This is a genomic window from Kitasatospora sp. NPDC088160 (genome assembly GCF_044741445.1).
Taxonomy (GTDB): Bacteria; Actinomycetota; Actinomycetes; order Streptomycetales; family Streptomycetaceae; genus Kitasatospora.
In genome coordinates this window covers 148502-165944 of sequence record NZ_JBIUSS010000012.1, presented here as the reverse complement: position 1 = coordinate 165944, position 17443 = coordinate 148502, and the positions used below count along the sequence as shown (strand labels likewise).

General features: G+C 72.6%; 18 protein-coding genes. 10 read left to right on the top strand and 8 right to left on the bottom strand.

The window, feature by feature from the left end:
* Positions 1 to 31: 31 nt before the first annotated feature.
* On the bottom strand, positions 32 to 628 hold the full coding sequence (locus ACIOGZ_RS20585; RefSeq protein ID WP_400986676.1) for a hypothetical protein: 597 nt from the start codon (positions 626 to 628) through the stop codon (positions 32 to 34).
* A 256-nt stretch (positions 629 to 884) separates the two neighbouring features.
* On the opposite strand from ACIOGZ_RS20585, the gene ACIOGZ_RS20580 reads away from it, so the two are divergent.
* Positions 885 to 1892, top strand: a complete 1008-nt coding sequence (locus ACIOGZ_RS20580) for a hypothetical protein (RefSeq protein WP_400810296.1) — start codon at positions 885 to 887, stop codon at positions 1890 to 1892.
* A gap of 81 nt (positions 1893 to 1973) precedes the next feature.
* On the opposite strand, the gene ACIOGZ_RS20575 is transcribed toward ACIOGZ_RS20580, so the two are convergent.
* A complete protein-coding gene (locus ACIOGZ_RS20575) occupies positions 1974 to 2564 on the bottom strand; it encodes an isochorismatase family protein (protein ID WP_363587184.1) in 591 nt (196 codons plus the stop codon).
* 321 nt (positions 2565 to 2885) lie between these two features.
* Positions 2886 to 4202 (bottom strand): nicotinate phosphoribosyltransferase, encoded by a 1317-nt coding sequence (locus tag ACIOGZ_RS20570; protein ID WP_400986674.1) that lies wholly within the window; start codon positions 4200 to 4202, stop codon positions 2886 to 2888.
* A gap of 141 nt (positions 4203 to 4343) precedes the next feature.
* Here ACIOGZ_RS20570 and clpS point away from each other — a divergent pair, with 141 nt between their 5' ends.
* From clpS to ACIOGZ_RS20535, 7 genes are all read left to right on the top strand, one after another.
* Positions 4344 to 4637 (top strand): ATP-dependent Clp protease adapter ClpS, encoded by a 294-nt coding sequence (gene clpS / locus ACIOGZ_RS20565; protein ID WP_063351371.1) that lies wholly within the window; start codon positions 4344 to 4346, stop codon positions 4635 to 4637.
* Positions 4638 to 4745: 108 nt separating this feature from the next.
* Positions 4746 to 5318, top strand: coding sequence for a DUF2017 domain-containing protein (locus ACIOGZ_RS20560; protein WP_363587182.1), 573 nt, complete (start codon positions 4746 to 4748; stop codon positions 5316 to 5318).
* A 187-nt stretch (positions 5319 to 5505) separates the two neighbouring features.
* A complete protein-coding gene (locus tag ACIOGZ_RS20555; RefSeq protein WP_363587181.1) occupies positions 5506 to 6948 on the top strand; it encodes an amino acid permease in 1443 nt (480 codons plus the stop codon).
* A 100-nt stretch (positions 6949 to 7048) separates the two neighbouring features.
* On the top strand, positions 7049 to 7480 hold the full coding sequence (locus ACIOGZ_RS20550) for a M67 family metallopeptidase (protein WP_363587180.1): 432 nt from the start codon (positions 7049 to 7051) through the stop codon (positions 7478 to 7480).
* A gap of 139 nt (positions 7481 to 7619) precedes the next feature.
* Positions 7620 to 7739, top strand: a complete 120-nt coding sequence (locus tag ACIOGZ_RS20545; protein WP_347878546.1) for a putative leader peptide — start codon at positions 7620 to 7622, stop codon at positions 7737 to 7739.
* A gap of 115 nt (positions 7740 to 7854) precedes the next feature.
* Complete coding sequence (locus ACIOGZ_RS20540; protein WP_363370276.1) at positions 7855 to 8133, top strand: MoaD/ThiS family protein; 279 nt, start codon at positions 7855 to 7857, stop codon at positions 8131 to 8133.
* Positions 8134 to 8212: 79 nt separating this feature from the next.
* Positions 8213 to 9181, top strand: coding sequence for a cysteine synthase (locus ACIOGZ_RS20535; protein WP_363583759.1), 969 nt, complete (start codon positions 8213 to 8215; stop codon positions 9179 to 9181).
* Between the two features lie 34 nt (positions 9182 to 9215).
* On the opposite strand, the gene ACIOGZ_RS20530 is transcribed toward ACIOGZ_RS20535, so the two are convergent.
* Complete coding sequence (locus ACIOGZ_RS20530) at positions 9216 to 9686, bottom strand: type II toxin-antitoxin system PemK/MazF family toxin (protein ID WP_400986672.1); 471 nt, start codon at positions 9684 to 9686, stop codon at positions 9216 to 9218.
* Between the two features lie 186 nt (positions 9687 to 9872).
* Between ACIOGZ_RS20530 and ACIOGZ_RS20525 the strand changes: the two genes are divergently transcribed.
* Entirely contained in the window at positions 9873 to 10064 is a 192-nt protein-coding gene (locus ACIOGZ_RS20525) for a MarR family transcriptional regulator (protein ID WP_363583755.1), read from the top strand.
* A gap of 199 nt (positions 10065 to 10263) precedes the next feature.
* Positions 10264 to 11010, top strand: coding sequence for an MBL fold metallo-hydrolase (locus ACIOGZ_RS20520; protein ID WP_350881195.1), 747 nt, complete (start codon positions 10264 to 10266; stop codon positions 11008 to 11010).
* A gap of 45 nt (positions 11011 to 11055) precedes the next feature.
* On the opposite strand, the gene ACIOGZ_RS20515 is transcribed toward ACIOGZ_RS20520, so the two are convergent.
* The 4 genes from ACIOGZ_RS20515 to ACIOGZ_RS20500 all read right to left on the bottom strand — a co-directional run bounded on the left by ACIOGZ_RS20515 (position 11056) and on the right by ACIOGZ_RS20500 (position 17205).
* Positions 11056 to 12342 (bottom strand): LLM class flavin-dependent oxidoreductase, encoded by a 1287-nt coding sequence (locus tag ACIOGZ_RS20515; protein ID WP_400986670.1) that lies wholly within the window; start codon positions 12340 to 12342, stop codon positions 11056 to 11058.
* Complete coding sequence (locus ACIOGZ_RS20510; RefSeq protein WP_400986668.1) at positions 12339 to 13403, bottom strand: LLM class flavin-dependent oxidoreductase; 1065 nt, start codon at positions 13401 to 13403, stop codon at positions 12339 to 12341. The genes ACIOGZ_RS20515 and ACIOGZ_RS20510 overlap by 4 nt, the downstream gene beginning before the upstream one ends.
* A 406-nt stretch (positions 13404 to 13809) precedes the next feature.
* Positions 13810 to 15087, bottom strand: a complete 1278-nt coding sequence (locus ACIOGZ_RS20505; RefSeq protein WP_363628120.1) for a PTS transporter subunit EIIC — start codon at positions 15085 to 15087, stop codon at positions 13810 to 13812.
* Positions 15088 to 15903: 816 nt separating this feature from the next.
* A complete protein-coding gene (locus ACIOGZ_RS20500) occupies positions 15904 to 17205 on the bottom strand; it encodes a PTS transporter subunit EIIC (protein ID WP_400810283.1) in 1302 nt (433 codons plus the stop codon).
* Between the last annotated feature and the right edge of the window lie 238 nt (positions 17206 to 17443).

Sequence of the window (17443 nt, the reverse complement as noted above, 5' to 3'; positions counted from 1 at the left end):
GGGGTCGAGGCGCGGGTGGGGTGGTCTGCCGTCAGGACTGCGGTCGGGCCTCCGTCGGGGAGAGGCGGTCGTCGACGGCGCTGCTCCGTTCGACCTGGGCGGGGAAGGACTCGATGGCCAGCCGCCGGGCGAGTTGGGCGGCGGTGGCGGCTGCGACCGCAGTCGCCGCAGCGGCCTCGGTGGCAGCCTCCTCGCGTTCGCACCGGTGCGCGGCGCCGCTGGGGTGCCCGGCGGTGGCGGGGTGTGCGGTGCCGCTGGGGTGTCCGGTGGCGGGGTGTCCGCCGGCGGTTCGTCGGCGGCGGCCGAGCGCGGTGCGGGCGGCGTGTTCCTCGGCCGCCTGTCTCGCGGCCAGGTAGGCCTGGACGGCGGCCATGCCGTAGACCGGCTGGATGAGCTGGTGGCCTTTGAAGAAGGGTCTGGCCGGGGCGAACCCGGCGGCGACCACGAGGTCGCGGATCTCGGCTATCTCGGCCTCGCTGCGGGCGGTGAAGCGGACCTCCCAGCCCTTCTTGTACGTATGGCCCTGTTCGCCGCTGCGGCGGGCCGGGTCCGGGCGGCGGACGTATCCGGGCAGACGGCCAAGGCGGAGCTGGGCCGCGCGGAGGCCGGCGGTCTCGTCACGTGACATGACGCAAGCCTAGGCAATTCCCGGGGCGGGTTTGACGCCTGAAGGGTCTCCCGGCGTATGCCTTTGATCACTCTGGGTCAGGCGGCCTGGTGGGCGATCGGGTTCGATCAGATATGACAACCTGACGACCGTCAATTACTCCGATTGAGTGAGGGTATGGGGACTTTAGTGCGAGCTGATCCCGGTTTCGCGACGGTTGGGTAACAGTGCGTCAGGTGGCCGGTGGCGGGTCGGAGCGGTTGGGGATGGTGTCCGCATGAGCTACCGGATTCCCACGCCGCCGCCGTCCCTGGAGGAGCTGGCGAAGCGTCAACAGAACGTCGTCACCGCGAGCCAGTTGCGCGCCCGGGGCGTGCCGGCCCGGGTCATCACCGAGCACTGTCGTCGCGGCGGGCCCTGGCGGCGGCTGCTGCCCCGGGTGTACCTGCTGCAGTCCGACGGGCCGACCCCGGAGCAGCGGATGTGGGCCGCCCTGCTGTACGCGGCGCAGAACGGTCGTGAGGAGGGCCGCCGCGAGGGCGCGGTGATCACCGGTGCGGCCGCGCTCGCGTTGTACGGATTCGCCGCGGTGCCCCGGCTGCCGGCGGTGACCGGGGTGGACGTCCTGGTGCCCCGCCAGCGTCGGCTGAAGGACGCCGGGGAGGTGCGGATCCGGCGCACCGAAAGGGAGTTGGTGGCCCGCTCGGTGCACGGCCTGGCCTGCGCGCCGGTCGCCCGGGCGGTCGCGGACGCGCTGTGCGAGTGGACCGCGGAGGAGGGCGGCGCCCCGGTGCCGGTGCGGGCGCTGCTGCGCGAGGCCGTCTCGCGGCCCGACGGCCCGTGCACCGTACGGGAGTTGGCGTCCGAGCTGACCGATTCCGGGCTGACCGGCGAGCCCCGGGTGCGCGCGGCCCTGGACGAACTGCTGGCCGGTGAGCGGGACTTCGTCCTGGAGCGGGTCGGCGAACTGGTGGACGAGTGCCTGCTGCCCGTCCCGCTGGTCGGCCCCGAGCTGCGGATGCGCGGCGGCACGTACATCGCCGTCCCGGACCTCTACTGGCCGGAGCAGGGCGTCGCCGTGGAGGTGGACTCGGACCTGCGCTGCGTCAGCGAGGGCGAGGCCGCCTGGGTGCGCGGCGGCCAGCACCGGATGGAGTACCTGGGGATCCGGGTGGTGTACGTCTCCGGCGCCCGGCTCGCGGCCGACCGGGACGCGGTCGGCGCCGAACTGCGCGAGGCCCACCGGGTGGGCGGTTCGGACGTGGTGGAGTTGATGGTCGGTTAGCTCCGGGCCGGATCCGTCCGCCCCCGGATCCGGGGCCGCGCCCGAGCCGCGCCCGGGGCCGCTCCCGAACCGGAGCCGGTGCTACGCCCGAACCACCGGGGCGCCGACCAACTCGACCCCGGCGGCCCGCAGTTCGGCGAGCGCGGCGGTGGTGGTCGCCGGCGCGACCCCGGCGGTGAGGTCGAGCAGGACGCGGGTGGTGAAGCCGGCCCGGGCGGCGTCCAGGGCGGTGGCCCGGACGCAGTGGTCGGTGGCGATGCCGACCACGTCGATCTCGTCGACCTGCCGTTCGCTCAGCCACTCCACCAGACCGCGGTTGTTCTCGTCCAGCCCCTCGAAACCGCTGTACGCCGCCGAGTAGGCGCCCTTGTCGAAGACCGCCTCGACCGCACCGGAGATGACGGACGGGGCGAAGTTGGGGTGGAAGCCCACGCCTTCGGTGCCGGCCACGCAGTGCACCGGCCAGCTGGTGACGTAGTCGGGCTCGGTGGAGAAGTGGTCGCCCGGGTCGATGTGGTGGTCGCGGGTGGCGAGGATGTGCTGGTAGCCGGGGGAGGACTCGGCGATCAGGTCGGTGATGGCGGCGGCCACCTCGGCGCCGCCGGCGACGGCCAGACTGCCGCCCTCGCAGAAGTCGTTCTGCACGTCGACGACGATCAGTGCCCGGTGCATGGCTCGCATCCTCGGATGTGGGGGGCGGCCGTGGTGGCGCCCTGGTGGGGGGAGCCCTCGGGAGTACTCGGCCCGCGGCGGGGCTCGGGGGTTCTCGGGGAGCTCCGGGGGAACTCTACGGCTGACTCTAGGGAGTGGCGTGCGGGGGCGGAAGGCCTGGGGCGGACCCCGGGCCGGCGCCCGGCGCGAACCGGCGAACCGCGGTGAACCGGTGAACCACGGCGGACCGGCGAACCGGCGATCCGCGGCGGACCGGCGGCCCGGAACCGGCGGACGGCCCCGGGGTCGTCCGCCGGTCCGCGCGGGTCGGCCGGGGCGGGGTCAGAGCACGAGTTCGGTCGGCAGCACCGGGTCGCCCTTGGAGAGCTGGGTGGCCGACAGCGGCAGTGCGGCCCGGGCCCGGATGTGCCGTTCGCGCGCGGCGGTGAGCGGTTCGCGGCCGACGGCCCGGCCGGCCCGCACCAGCGGCACCTGCATCAGGTGCGGCTCCAGGTCGGCGGGGACCGCTCCGGTGCCGACCACCTCGGCCTCGGCGACGCCGTCGGCGTCGGGCCGGCGGGCGGCCCACTTGCGGCCGCCGATGCTGGTCTTGCCGCCGGCCGCGCGCTTGGCCACCGGCACCAGCGGCCCGTCCGCGCTCTCGGCGCGGGCGACCAGCTTGTAGACCATCGCGCAGGTCGGGTGGCCGCTGCCGGTGACCAGGCTGGTGCCGACGCCGTAGCCGTCCACCGGGGCGGCGGCGAGCGCGGCGATGGCGTACTCGTCGAGGTCGGAGGTGACGATGATCCGGGTCTTCGTGGCGCCGAGGTCGTCCAGCTGGCGGCGGACCCGGTGGGCCAGCAGGGTGAGGTCGCCGGAGTCGATCCGGACGGCGCCCAGTTCGGGGCCGGCCACCTCGACGGCGGTGCGGACGGCCTCGCGCAGGTCGAAGGTGTCGACCAGGAGCGTGGTGCCCTTGCCCATGGAGGCGATCTGCGCGCGGAAGGCGTCCCGCTCGCTGTCGTGGACGAGGGTGAAGGCGTGGGCGGCGGTGCCGGTGGTCGGGATGCCGTGGGTGAAGCCGGCCTCCAGGTCGGAGGTGGCGGCGAAGCCGGCGACGTACGCGGCCCGGGCGGCGGCGACGGCGGCCTGCTCGTGGGCGCGCCGGGCGCCCATCTCGATCACCGGGCGGCCGCCGGCCGAGGCGGTCATCCGGGAGGCGGCGGCCGCGATCGCGGAGTCGTGGTTGAGGATCGAGAGGATCACCGTCTCCAGGATCACCGCCTCGGCGAAGCTGCCCTCGACGGTGAGCAGCGGCGAGCCGGGGAAGTAGACCTCGCCCTCGGGGTAGCCGTGGATGTCGCCGGCGAAGCGGTAGTCGGCGAGGTAGCGCAGGGTGTCGTCGTCGACCACGTCCTGGCCGGCCAGCCAGTCGAGCTGCGGGGTGGTGAAGCGGAAGTCCTCGATGGCGTCGAGCACCCGGCCGGTGCCGGCCATGACGCCGTAGCGGCGGCCGCTGGGCAGGCGGCGGGTGAACACCTCGAACACGGAGCGGCGGTGCGCGGCCCCGCTGCGCAGGGCGGCCTGCAGCATGGTGAGCTCGTAGCGGTCGGTGAGGAGCGCGGTCGAACCGGCCGCGCGCACTGAAGTGGCGTCCATGCGGATGATGCTACTACCACTTAGCGTCAGAGTGACGATTTCTCGTGCTGCGAGCCGGGCCGGAATCGCCCGGGGGTCCCCCGGATGGCAGCATGGGGCTGAAGAGGCGTGGACGGACTGCGCAGCGAGGAGGATCCGGCGGTGAGTGTCGCGCCCGTGGAGATCGAGCGCCCGGAGGTCGAAGGACTACCGGTGGTGGAGCCGGACACGCCCTGGGTGACCATCGTGCACAACGACCCGGTGAACCTGATGAGCTACGTCCAGTACGTCTTCCAGGCCTACTTCGGCTACCCGAAGGACAAGGCCAGGAAGCTGATGATGGAGGTGCACACCAAGGGCCGGACGGTGGTCTCCAGCGGCTCCCGCGAGGAGATGGAGCGCGACGTCCAGGCGATGCACGGCTACGGCCTCTGGGCGACGCTGCAGCACGACTGACCGCAGCACGACTGACCGCAGTGCGACCGGCGCAGTGCGGACCGCGGCGCGACCGGCCGCGGAGCCGGTACCCCACCCGAGACGACGAAGACGGGCTGACCGATAGACATGGCTGGGTTGTTCGAGAGTGCCGGCGGCGGGAGCGCGGCGATCGCGCTGGACGAGGTGGAGGCCTCCATCCTGCGCTCCCTGGAGGTGGGGATCCTGCAGCTGATCGGGCCCGGCCCGGGCGGGGACGGCGGCGATCCGCTGGCCGCGCTGTTCGCCGAGGGCCCGACCGAGGCGCCGGCCAACCCGATGCTCGCCCGGCTCTTCCCGGACGCCTACGGCGACCCGGCCGGGCCGGAGAGCGAGGAGAGCCGGGCCGCCTCGGGCGAGTTCCGCCGCTACACCGAGGTGGACCTGCGGACCCGCAAGCGCGAGGACGCCCTGCACGTCGTCCGGATGCTCGACCGGCTCGGCGGTGAGGGCGGGGTGGTCAAGCTGGACCCCGCCGACGGCCTGCGCTGGCTGGGCGCGCTCAACGACCTGCGGCTGACCCTGGGTGTCCAGCTGGAGGTCAGCGAGGACGACGAGGAGCTCTACGAGCTGCCGGACGAGGACGACCGCAAGCCGCTGGTGATGGCGTACGTCTGGCTGGGGGCGCTCCAGGAGACGCTCCTGGAGGCGATCGCGGACTGATCGCGCCCGCTTCCGGGCAGGCCCCGGTCGATTCGTCCAATATGTGGACGGACGGCCGGGGCATTTCTCTTTAAATCGGGCAAAACATAGCAGGTCATGCTCAAATAACGCTCAGATGAACACCGCTATCCGAACCCTGCGTGGTACGACTTCTCCACCCCACGAGACCCACCCAGGACGGTGCACCATGGCCGAGCAGCTGTACGACGACGTGGTCGACGCGAAACCGGACGAGGAGGGCTATCACCGGGGGCTGGGAAGCCGCCAGATCCAGATGATCGCGATCGGCGGTGCCATCGGCACCGGCCTCTTCCTCGGCGCGGGCACCGCGATCTCCCGGTCCGGCCCGAGCCTGATCCTCTCCTACGCCGTCGCCGGCGTGGCGATCTTCGTGATCATGCGCGCCCTCGGCGAACTCCTCACCTACCGCCCGGTCTCCGGCAGCTTCGCCGAGTACGCACGCGAGTTCCTCGGCCCCTTCGCCGGCTACGTGACCGGCTGGACGTACTGGCTGTTCTGGGTGGTCACCGGCATGGCGGAGACCACCGCCGCCGCCGTGTACGTGAGGTTCTGGGCGCCCGACATCCCGCAGTGGGCCAGTGCGCTGACCTTCCTGGTGATCCTCTACGCGGCCAACCTGATCTCGGTGAAGCTGTTCGGCGAGATCGAGTTCTGGTTCTCGATGGTCAAGGTCACCGCCATCATCGGCATGATCCTGATCGGCATCGGGGTGCTCACCCTCGGCTTCAGCAAGGCCGGTGACACCGCGTCGATCACCCACCTGTGGCAGGACGGCGGCTTCTTCCCCAAGGGCATCGGCGCCACCGTGATGACGCTGCAGATCGTCATGTTCGCCTACCTGGGCGTCGAACTCGTCGGCGTCACCGCCGGGGAGAGCGAGAACCCCGAGAAGACCCTGCCGCGGGCCATCAACACCCTGCCCTGGCGCATCATGCTGTTCTACATCGGCGCGCTGGTGATCATCCTCTCGCTCGTGCCGTGGACCGAGTTCCAGCCCGGCGTCAGCCCGTTCGTGGCCGCCTTCGGCAAGATCGGCATCCCGGCCGCGGCCGGCATCATCAACTTCGTGGTGCTCACCGCCGCGCTCTCCTCCTGCAACTCCGGCATGTACTCCACCGGCCGGATGCTGCGCGACCTCGCCCTGCGCGGCCAGGCCCCGGGGCAGCTCACCAAGCTCAACACCCACCGCACCCCGGCCTTCGCGATCACCCTCTCCTGCCTGCTGATGGGCGTCGGCGTGGTGCTCAACTACCTCGTCCCGGCCAAGGCGTTCGAGTACATCACCTCCGTCGCCACCGTCTGCGGCCTGTGGACCTGGGCGATGATCCTGATCTGCCAGATCCGCTACCGCAAGGCCTGGCGGGCCGGCCACCTGCCGCCGCCCACCTTCAAGGCGCCCGGCGGCGCCTGGACCAGCTGGACCGCGCTCGCCTTCCTCGCCCTGGTCGTGGTGCTGATCGCGTTCGACGCGGACAACCGGATCTCGCTGTACGTCTTCCCGGGCTGGGCCGTCCTGCTGGTGATCGGCTACCAGGTGCTCAAGCGCCGCAACCCGAGGGCCGCCCACGGCGTCGCCCACGACCACCTGCACGTGCGCAACGGCGGCTGAACCGCCGGGACCTGGCCGCCGCGCCCAGGTGGCGGACACCCGGTGACCGCGCTCCGGACGCCCCGGCGGACACCCGCCGGGGCGTGGCTATCCTGACCGCATGCTGACCATCACCCGAGAACTCCGCGACCGGATCGTGGCCCACGCCCGCGCCGACCACCCGGACGAGGCCTGCGGCGTGGTCGCCGGACCGGCCGGCAGCGGACGGCCCGAGCGGTTCGTCCCGATGCTCAACGCGGCCCGCTCGCCCACCTTCTACGAGTTCGACTCGGGCGACCTGCTCAAGCTCTACCGCGAGATGGACGACCGCGACGAGGAGCCGGTGATCGTCTACCACTCGCACACCGCCACCGAGGCCTACCCCTCGCGCACCGACGTGAGCTACGCCTCCGAGCCGTTCGCCCACTACGTCCTGGTCTCCACCGCCGACGGCAACGGCGAGGACGACCCGTTCCAGTTCCGCTCGTTCCGCATCGTGGACGGCGAGATCACAGAGGAAGACGTCCAGGTCGTCGAGGCCCACCCGGCCTGACCAGCACCCACCTGGGCGCGGCCCGCCGACCGCCCGCGAGCGGGCGGCGGGCCCGTGTCGTCTCAGCCCGAGAAACGGGAACATCCGGATCCCGAGACGGGCATGGAGGAGCGGGCCGGGGAATCTATACGATGAGCCCATGCGTTCCGTCGATGTGAGCAACCAGGCCCCGGGCACCCGCCTCGTGGCACGCCTGCACGTCGACCTGTGCCGGCTCGCCAGTGCGATCTGTCCCGGCACGCCCGCGCGTTCGCGCTGAGCCGCCCGCCCCACCCGGTGCCCACCGCCTGCCGGCGACGCCGAGCCCCGGGACCACCCTCCCCGCCGTGCCCGCCGCGGCCCACCCACCTCACGACTCGCACAGGAGCGCACCCATGGCCATCGAGGTCCGCATCCCGACCATCCTCCGCACCTACACCGACGGCGCCAAGGCCGTCGAGGGCACCGGCAGCAACCTCGGGGAGCTCTTCGCCGACCTCGACGCCCGCCACCCGGGCATCGCCGCCCGCCTGGTCGAGGGCGGTGAGCTGCGCCGCTTCGTCAACGTCTACCTGAACGACGAGGACGTCCGCTTCCTGGAGGGCATCTCCACCGCCCTCGCCGACGGTGACAGCGTCACCATCCTGCCCGCCGTGGCCGGCGGAGCCCGCTGACCTCCCGCCCTCCCGTCCGCCCAGCGGCGGGCGGGAGGGCGCCCTTCCGCACCCCCACCGCCGTGGCCGGAGGCCTCCCTTGCGTTACGACAGCCCGCTCGAAGCCGTCGGCAACACCCCGCTGGTCCGCCTGCCGCGGCTGTCCGCCGCCGTCCCCGGCAACACCGACGGGCAGGTGACGCTCTGGGCCAAGCTGGAGGACCGCAACCCCACCGGCTCGATCAAGGACCGCCCGGCGCTGCACATGATCGAGCGCGCCGAGGCCGCCGGCCGGCTCACCCCCGGCTGCACCATCCTGGAACCCACCAGCGGCAACACCGGCATCTCGCTCGCCATGGCCGCCAAGCTCAAGGGCTACCGGATGGTCTGCGTGATGCCCGAGAACACCAGCGAGGAACGGCGCGAACTGCTCCGCATGTGGGGCGCCGAGATCATCCCCTCGCCGGCCGCCGGCGGCTCCAACACCGCCGTCCGGATCGCCAAGGAGATCGCCGCCGAGCACCCGGACTGGGTCATGCTCTACCAGTACGGCAACCCCGACAACGCGGGCGCCCACTACGCCACCACCGGCCCCGAGATCCTCGCCGACCTGCCGACCGTCACCCACTTCGTGGCCGGACTCGGCACCACCGGCACCCTGATGGGCGTCGGGCGCTACCTGCGCGAGAAGGTCCCCGGCGTGCGGATCGTCGCCGCCGAACCCCGCTACGACGACCTGGTGTACGGGCTGCGGAACCTCGACGAGGGCTTCGTCCCCGAGCTGTACGACGCCGCGGTGCTCACCACCCGTTTCTCGGTCGGCTCCGCGGACGCCGTCCGCCGCACTCGCGAACTCCTCCAGCAGGAGGGCATCTTCGCGGGCGTCTCGACCGGCGCGATCCTGCACGCCGCGATCGGCGTCGGCCGCAAGGCCGCGGCGGCCGGGGAGCGCGCCGACATCGTGTTCGTGGTCGCCGACGGCGGCTGGAAGTACCTGTCCACCGGCATCTACACCGCGGAGACCACCGAGGCGGCCGTCGAGGCGCTGCAGGGGCAGCTCTGGGCCTGAGAGCCCCAGCGGTGCTGGAGGGCCAGCTCCGGGCCTAGCCGCGTTGCAGGGCCTGCTGCGCGCGGGACCAGACCTGCCGGTCCACCGTGCCGGCCCGGCGGCGGAAGGCCGACAGCGGCACCTCGCGCAGCTCGTCGGTCTCCAGCCAGCTGGTGCGGCCCTGCCGGTCGCCCACCAAGGCGGGCGGCAGCGGCAGCACGCCCGGGCGTTCGGCGTGGTGCTTGCTGGTGATCTTCGCGACGGTCGCGGTGCGGCCGTGCACCCGCAGCACCAGGCACGGGCGGTCCTTCGACCCCGGGCCGTCCTCGAACGGGACCTCCGCCCACCAGATCTCCTGCGGCTGCGGCCCCGGACGGCCCTTGGCCGCCTGGCGCGGGCGCGGAGCCGTCGGACCGGCCGGTCGCGGCGCCGGGCGGGTGCGCCGGACCAGCGCCCCCACGACGGCGGCCAGCAGCGCGACGCCCGCCACCGCCAGGACCACCCAGACCCCGGTCGAACTGTTCATGGCGCGAACCGTACCGGGCCCATGGCGGCCCCCACCACCGTGAGTGCCCGGACGGCCGGGCATTTGTCCGCACCAGGCTCCCGGTTCGTCACGGAATGACCACGGTGCCCGTTCCGTGGTGAAGAGTCGCCGACGCCCGGACAGGCTGCCTCACGTACGCCCGCCCCGCCCCTCCGGAGGTGCCTCGTGGGGAGAAGCTCCGAGCTGTGGTCCTACGCCGAGATCGCCCGCCACATCAACGTGCAGGCCGAGAGCGTCCGCAACTACCGGCGGCACGGGCTGCTGCCCGACCCGGACGTCCTCGACGCCGGCGGCCACCCCCGCTGGTACCCCGACACGATCAAGGCCTGGGCCCGCAACCGCCCCCGCCACCGCTGACCCGACGGCACCCGAACGGACGGCACCGCCCCCGCCCCGGCGTTCTGGTGATTCCAGCCACAGCCCGGCACGGGGACGGGGGCAAAGTGCCGCTCCGCCCTTACTCTCGACACGCGAAGCAGTGCTACCGGCCGGTTCCACCGGCCCGGCCTGCCGTTTTCCAGCAGCAGCCAGGACGTGTCGGGGCGGAGGGGCTCGGATGAAACTGACCGTGGTGGGGTGCTCGGGGAGCTTCCCGTCCGCCGAATCGCCCTGCTCCAGCTACCTCGTCGAGGCCGACGGCTACCGCGTCGTGCTCGACCTCGGCAACGGCGCCCTCGGCGCCCTGCAGAAGTACGTGGACATCTACGAGGTCGACGCCGTCCTGCTCAGCCACCTGCACGCCGACCACTGCGTCGACCTGTGCGCCTACTGGGTCGCCCGCAACTACCGCGCCGAGGGCTGCCCCGACCCGATGCCCGTCTACGGCCCGGCCGGCACCGCCGAACGGCTCGCCCGCGCCTACGACATGCCGGAGAACCCGGGGATGAAGGAGGTCTTCGACTTCCACACCCTCACCCCCGGGGCCTTCGACCTCGGCCCGTTCCGGATCGAGGTCGCCCAGGTCAACCACCCCGTCGACGCCTTCGCCTTCCGCCTCGAACACGACGGCCGCGCGCTCGTCTACTCCGGCGACACCGGCGAGAGCGCCGAACTCGTCGAACTCGCCCGCGACGCCGACCTCTTCCTCTGCGAGGCCGCCTACATCGACGGCCGGGACACCTACCAGGCCGTCCACCTCAACGGCCGGGAGGCCGGCGAGCACGCCGCCGCCGCCCACGTCCGCCGGCTCGTCCTCACCCACATCCCCCCGTGGACCGACGCCGAGCACAACCGCCGCGACGCCGCCGCCGCGTACCCGGGCCCCGTCGAGGTCGCCCGGGCGGGTGCGGTGTACCGGATCTGAGCGGGCGGGCGGGCGGGCGGGCCGGTCGGCTCGGCGTCGGCCGTCTCAGCGTCGGCCGGGGAGCGGCAGGCCGAGGTGGTCGCGCAGGGTCGTCCCGCTGTAGTCGGTGCGGAACACCCCGCGCTCCTGGAGCAGCGGCACCACGCGGTCGACGAACGCGTCCAGGCCGCCCGGGGTCAGGTGGGGGACGAGGATGAAGCCGTCGGCCGCGTCGTTCTGCACGAAGAAGTCGATCCGCTCGGCGACCGTCGCGGGGGAGCCGATGAAGGACTGCCGGCCGGTCACCTCGATCACCAGCTCGCGGCTGGTGAGCTTCTTCTCGGCGGCCAGCGCCCGCCAGCGGGCGGCGACGGCCGACGGGTCGCCGATCCGGACCCGGCCCTGGGCCAGGGCGCTGTCCGGGTCGGGGTCGGCGGCGGGCAGCGGACCGTCCGGGTCGTGGTCGGACAGGTCGATGCCCCAGACCTGTTCCAGGAAGGCGATCGTGGTCTGCGGCCCGACCTGGGCCCGGCGGACCTCGGCGGCGAGTTCGGCGGCCTCGGCGTCGGTGTCGCCGAGGGCGAAGGTGACGCCGGGCATGATCTTCAGCTCGTCCGGCTTGCGGCCGTACGCGGCGAGCCGGCGCTTGACGTCCGCGTGGAAGGCCTGGCCGTCGGCGAGGGTGGAGTGCCGGCTGAAGACGACGTCGGCGGTCGCGGCGGCGAACTCCCGGCCCTCGTCGGAGTCCCCGGCCTGGATGACCACCGGGTGGCCCTGCGGCGGGCGGGGCAGCGAGAGCCGGCCCTCGACCTCGAACTGCGGGCCGCTGTGCCGGACGGTCTCCGCTCCGCCGTCCCAGAACTCCCGGGCGAGCTGCACGAATTCGGCGGCCCGGGTGTAGCGGTCGGCGCGGTCGAGGTAGCCGCCGCGGCGGAAGTTCTCCCCGGTGAAGGCGTCCGAGGAGGTGACCACGTTCCAGGCCGCGCGCCCGCCGGAGAGGTGGTCCAACGAGGCGAACCGACGGGCCAGTTCGTACGGTTCGTTGAAGGTGGCGTTGACGGTGCCGGCCAGCCCGAGACGGGTGGTGACGGCGGCCAGCGCGTTCAGCACGGTGATCGACTCGGGGCGGCCGACCACGTCCAGGTCGTGGATGCGGCCCTTGTTCTCGCGCAGCCGCAGGCCCTCGGCGAGGAAGAAGAAGTCGAACTTCCCGCGCTCGGCGGTCTCGGCGAGGTGGCGGAAGGAGTCGAACTCGATGTGGCTGCCGGAGTCCGGGTCGCTCCACACCGTGGTGTTGTTGACGCCGGGGAAGTGCGCGGCGAGGTGGATCTGCTTGAGCGGGCGGTCCGTCATCGGGTCACCTCGGCGAGAGCGGCGGCGGACGGGGCGGCGGTGGCGGCGGTGTTGGTGGCGGCGTCGGTGGCGTAGCGGCTGGCCGGGCGGGCCAGGCCGAGGTGGTCGCGCAGGGTGCGGCCGGCCGCGTACCCGGCGCGGAACAGCCCCTGGGCGCGCAGCACCGGGACGACCCGTTCGGCGAGGGCGGCCAGGTCCCGTTCGGGCTCGGCGGGGACGAGGTGGAAGCCGTCGACGCCGGTGCCGATCGCGGCGAGGTCGGCGAGCAGGCGGTCGGCCGCGGCGTCGTCGGGCAGGGCGGCGTCGGTCCGGGCGAGGATGCGCAGGTGCTCGCCGGCGCGCAGCCGCAGTTCGGTGGCGGCGGCCAGCCGGGCGGCGTGGTCGGGGGCGTCCAGCAGGACGACGTCGGCGTACCGGATCGCCGCCGCGACCCGGGCGCGACCGCCGGGGGAGGCGTACGGGGCGAGGTCGACGGCGGACATCGGGACGGCGACGACCGGGCGGCCCTGCGGTGGGCGCGGGGTGATCGACGGCCCGCGGACGGAGAAGTGCGGGCCCTCGAAGTCGACGTAGTGCAGCTTGTCGCGGTCGATGAACCGCCCGGTGGCGGTGTCGCGGATCTCCGCGTCGTCCTCCCAGCTGTCCCAGAGCCGGGCGGCGACCTCGACGGCGTCGGCGGCCTCCGCCCAGAGCGCGTCCGCGGGGGCGGTCGGGCGGCGGCCGAAGGCCTTGGCCTCGGCCTCGGTGGCGGAGACGCCGACCAGCCAGCCGGCCCGGCCCCGGCTCACCCAGTCCAGCGTGTTGACCGCGATCGAGGTGTGGAACGGCTCGGTGTGGGTGGTGGTGACGGTGGGCACCAGTCCGACCCGCTCGGTCAGCGGGGCGATCCGGGCGAGGGTGGCGAGGGCGTCGGGGCGGCGCGGTTCGGGGGTGAAGGAGTCGTCGAGGGTGACGAAGTCGAGGGTGGCCCGCTCGGCGAGGCGGGCGAGGGCGGCGTAGTGCCCGGCGTCGACGTGGCCGGGGCTGTCCAGGGCGGCGGAGAGGTGCAGTTGGCGGGGCATGCTGAGGCCTGACTTTCCTCGTGCGGACGCGTGCGGGCGACGCCGGCGAACGCGCACAGGGGGTGTGCGGGTGCGTACGGCCGCGCGCGGGTGCGCGGTGGCGGCCCGGAGGCGGGCGGGGCCCGTGCGGGCGGGAGGGGAGGAACGGCGCCGGGCGGGAGGTCAGCCGGGCGGCGGGGGGAACGGTCGGCTCAGCCGCGACACGCCGCGGACCACACGCGACCGAAGTCGATGTGGCTGCGGGTCACCAGCGGGCAGGACGCGTTCACGGCTTCAGTTGACCAGTGCCTGCGCCGGTTCGTCAACCGCCGTTCCCGCCGCCCCGGGGCGGGACGCACGACGACCCCGCCCCGCCGCTGGGGGAGCAGCGGCGGGGCGGGGTCGTGGAGTGCGGACGGGCGGGGCCTCAGGCCTTGGTCACGTCCTCGATCTCGTCGTCGTCCTCGCGACCGGGGGTCTTGAGGTCGAACTTGGTGATCGCGAAGCGGAAGAGGAAGTAGTACAGCGCGGCGAAGACCAGGCCGATCGGGATGATCAGCCACGGGTCGGTGGCCTTGCTCCAGGCCAGCGCGTAGTCGATCAGGCCGCCGGAGAAGGTGAAGCCGTCGTGCACGCCGAGCGCCCAGGTGACGGTCATCGAGACGGCGGTGAGCACCGCGTGGATGACGTACAGGGCCGGGGCGATGAAGACGAAGGCGAACTCGATCGGCTCGGTGACACCGGTGACGAAGGAGGTCAGCGCCAGCGAGACCATCATGCCGGTGATGGCCTTGCGGCGGTGCGGCTTGGCGGCGTGGGCGATGGCCAGTGCGGCGGCGGGCAGCGCGAACATCATGATCGGGAAGAAGCCGGACATGAACTGGCCGGCGGTCGGGTCGCCGGCGAAGAAGCGCGGGATGTCGCCGTGCACGATGGTGCCGTCGGCCTTGGTGAAGTCACCGGTCTGGAACCAGGCGTAGGAGTTCACGAACTGGTGCATGCCGACCGGCAGCAGACCGCGGTTGACCAGGCCGAAGGCGCCCGCGCCGAGCGCGCCGGCACCGATCAGGGTGTCGTTCAGGCTCTTGATGGCGTCGCCGACCGGGCCCCAGGTCAGGGCGAACAGGACACCGATGCCGGTGCCGACGAAGGCCATCAGGATCGGCACCAGACGGCGGCCGTTGAAGAAGCCGAGCCAGTCGACCAGCTTGGTGCGGTGGTACTTCTGCCACAGCACGGCGGCCAGCAGGCCGATCACGATGCCGCCGAGCACACCCGGGTTCTGGTAGGTCGGGTCGACCCACTTGCCGTCGGCGATGTGGCCCTTGGTGATCGGGAACGCGGTCAGCACGTTCTTGTAGACCAGGAAGCCGACCAGGGCGGCGAGGGCGGTGGAGCCGTCCGCCTTCTTGGCGAAGCCGATCGCGATACCCACCGCGAACAGCAGCGGCAGGTTGTCGAAGACCCCGCTACCGGCGGTGTTGAACACCGCGGCGACCTTGTCCCAGCCGAGGCCGTCCTTGCCGAACACGTCGTCCTGGCCGAGGCGCATCAGCAGACCGGCGGCGGGGAGCACGGCGATGGGCAGCTGGAGGCTGCGGCCGATCTTCTGCAGGCCCTGGAGCAGGTTCTGGCCGAATTTCTTGGCGGGGCTGGGCGTGGCCGGAGCCGTGGCGGGCGCCGGTGCCTGCGCTGACTGACTCATTGGGGTGGGTTCCTAACGGCATGGCGGTCGGGGGAGGGGCACAGGGGGCCGAACCGCGAACTGGTCTACACCACGTGTGGTGTAGACCAGTTTTGTAGCACGGGTGGAGAAGGGGGGGAACCCCGGAAAGCGCCCCTGCCGGGAAGCGCTATGAAATCGAAACCTAGTTGCGGAACGACGATCATGATTACCCGCCGTGATTGGGATTTTGGCTATTTGCGCAACAAAAAGACCCGGCCCCGTCCGGAGGCCTCGCCGAGGCCTCGTCAGGGGTCCGCCGCGGGCCCGGCGGTGCGCGGACGGGGGTCGGGTCGGCGGGGTTCACGGGCGGACGCGACGGTGTCCGGGCGGAGGCGGCCTCCGGAGCTCCGGTGTCCGCTGCCGGGGTCCGGGCCGGGTGCGGCGGGCGGTGGGGAAGGGGCCCACCGGGGTGTCGGACATCACGGACGGCCGGCGGTCGGGAGAAGTCCGGGCCCCACCCCGTCCGGCTTCGGCCAATCCGCGGCTTTCCGACCCCCGCGGCGCATGGTCGGGGCCGGCGGGGAAACGGTGGCGGCCGATTGCCGGCCACCGCCCGGGCCGGGCGGCGGCGGACTTTCCCCACCCCCGCGGTGCCCCCGGCCGGTGGCCCGGCGGCCGGGCGGTGCGGGTCGCCCCGGCCCCGCCCGGCACGGCTGACGGCCCGCCGGGGAATCCCCGGGGCGCATATCGGAATTGTTTTACCGCCCGGGCATTTGGTCCTTTCCGGAAATGTCGAAGGCCTCCGGACCGTCGGGTCCGGAGGCCATTGCGGGTGCTGCCCGGTGACGCTCGGTTTCAGACCTTGGTGACGTCCTCGACCTCGCTCTCGTCCTCCCGCCCGGGTGTTTTCAGATTGAATTTGACGATGATGAACCGGAAGAGCGCGTAGTACACGGCGGCGAAGCAGAGCCCGATCGGGATGATCAGCCACGGCTTGGTGGCCAGCCCCCAGTTGATGACGTAGTCGATCAGGCCGGCCGAGAAGCTGAAGCCGTCGTGCACCCCGAGCCCCCAGGTGACGGCCATCGAGGCGCCGGTCAGCAGCGCGTGCACGCCGTACAGGGCCGGGGCGACGTAGGCGAAGGAGTACTCGAGCGGTTCGGTGACGCCCGTCACGAAGGAGGTCAGGCCGACCGAGAGCATCAGGCCGTAGATCTCCTTGCGGCGGTGCGGTTTCGCCGAGTGCGCGATCGCCAGTGCGGCGGCGGGCAGCGCGAACATCATGATCGGGAAGAATCCGGACTGGAACTGGCCGGCCGTCGGGTCACCCGCCAGGAAGCGCGGGATGTCGCCGTGCGCGATGGTGCCGTCCGGCTTGATGAACTCGCCGAACTGGAACCAGACGAATGTGTTCAGCAGCTGGTGCATGCCGATCAGCAGCAGCGCGCGGTTGAACAGGCCGAAGATGCCGGCGCCGCCCGCGCCCAGGTCGGCCAGGGTCTGGCTGAAGTCGTTGAGCCCGCGGCCGATCGGCGGCCAGACCCAGAGCGCCACGCAGGCGGTGGCCAGGCCCACCACCGCGGTGATCATCGGCACCAGGCGGCGGCCGTTGAAGAAGCCCAGCCAGTCAACCAGCCTGGTGCGGTGGAAGCGGACCCAGAGCCAGGCCGACATCAGGCCGATCAGGATGCCGCCCAGGACGCCCGGGTTCTGGTACGTCGCGGCCGCCGCCTTGGCCGAGCTGTAGTCCACGCACTGGCCGGTCCAGGCGTCGGTGACCAGGACCGTCCCGTTCTTGCAGCTCTCCGGGAACGCGTGCAGGACCTTGTAGTAGACGAGGAAGCCCACCACGGCGGCCAGCGCGGTGGAACCGTCCGCCTTCTTCGCCATGCCGATCGCCACACCGACGCAGAACAGCATCGGCAGGCCGAACGAGGAGTCCAGCAGGGCGCCGCCGGCCGAGGCGAAGACCTTGGCGACGTCGGTCCAGCCGAGGCCGTCCTTGCCGAAGACGTCGGGCTGGCCGAGCCGGTTGAGGATGCCGGCCGCGGGGAGCACCGCCACCGGGAGCTGCAGGGAGCGGCCCATCTTCTGGAGGCCGCCGTAGAAGGTGTGCCACCACACGCGCTGCGGGGCCGTGGCGCCTGCCGAACTCATCCTTCGCCCTCCGAGAGCAGTTGCCGGCCGGTGGCCCCCGGCGGGACCCCCGGGCGGGGATCCGGAACACCCGGGGTCCTTTCTGCGTTCATCGGAGTACACATATATTGGTGTAGACCACTTTGGGACGCAGGCCGCACTCCGGGCACGAGCCCGCTGCTCGTCATCCTCTGGTGGCGGTCGGGACCGTGCGCGCCGGAATGGGCCAAAAGTGGACTAACGTGGCAGATCGGACCGG

Coding starts and splice junctions, on each gene's coding strand:
- ACIOGZ_RS20520 (WP_350881195.1), top strand. CDS start 10,264: ATGAAACTGACCGTGGTGGGGTGCTCGGGGAGCTTCCCGTCCGCCGAA.
- ACIOGZ_RS20515 (WP_400986670.1), bottom strand. CDS start 12,342: ATGACGGACCGCCCGCTCAAGCAGATCCACCTCGCCGCGCACTTCCCC.
- ACIOGZ_RS20575 (WP_363587184.1), bottom strand. CDS start 2,564: ATGCACCGGGCACTGATCGTCGTCGACGTGCAGAACGACTTCTGCGAG.
- ACIOGZ_RS20530 (WP_400986672.1), bottom strand. CDS start 9,686: ATGAACAGTTCGACCGGGGTCTGGGTGGTCCTGGCGGTGGCGGGCGTC.
- ACIOGZ_RS20540 (WP_363370276.1), top strand. CDS start 7,855: ATGGCCATCGAGGTCCGCATCCCGACCATCCTCCGCACCTACACCGAC.
- ACIOGZ_RS20510 (WP_400986668.1), bottom strand. CDS start 13,403: ATGCCCCGCCAACTGCACCTCTCCGCCGCCCTGGACAGCCCCGGCCAC.
- ACIOGZ_RS20505 (WP_363628120.1), bottom strand. CDS start 15,087: ATGAGTCAGTCAGCGCAGGCACCGGCGCCCGCCACGGCTCCGGCCACG.
- ACIOGZ_RS20500 (WP_400810283.1), bottom strand. CDS start 17,205: ATGAGTTCGGCAGGCGCCACGGCCCCGCAGCGCGTGTGGTGGCACACC.
- ACIOGZ_RS20585 (WP_400986676.1), bottom strand. CDS start 628: ATGTCACGTGACGAGACCGCCGGCCTCCGCGCGGCCCAGCTCCGCCTT.
- ACIOGZ_RS20580 (WP_400810296.1), top strand. CDS start 885: ATGAGCTACCGGATTCCCACGCCGCCGCCGTCCCTGGAGGAGCTGGCG.
- ACIOGZ_RS20550 (WP_363587180.1), top strand. CDS start 7,049: ATGCTGACCATCACCCGAGAACTCCGCGACCGGATCGTGGCCCACGCC.
- ACIOGZ_RS20570 (WP_400986674.1), bottom strand. CDS start 4,202: ATGGACGCCACTTCAGTGCGCGCGGCCGGTTCGACCGCGCTCCTCACC.
- ACIOGZ_RS20545 (WP_347878546.1), top strand. CDS start 7,620: ATGCGTTCCGTCGATGTGAGCAACCAGGCCCCGGGCACCCGCCTCGTG.
- ACIOGZ_RS20560 (WP_363587182.1), top strand. CDS start 4,746: ATGGCTGGGTTGTTCGAGAGTGCCGGCGGCGGGAGCGCGGCGATCGCG.
- ACIOGZ_RS20555 (WP_363587181.1), top strand. CDS start 5,506: ATGGCCGAGCAGCTGTACGACGACGTGGTCGACGCGAAACCGGACGAG.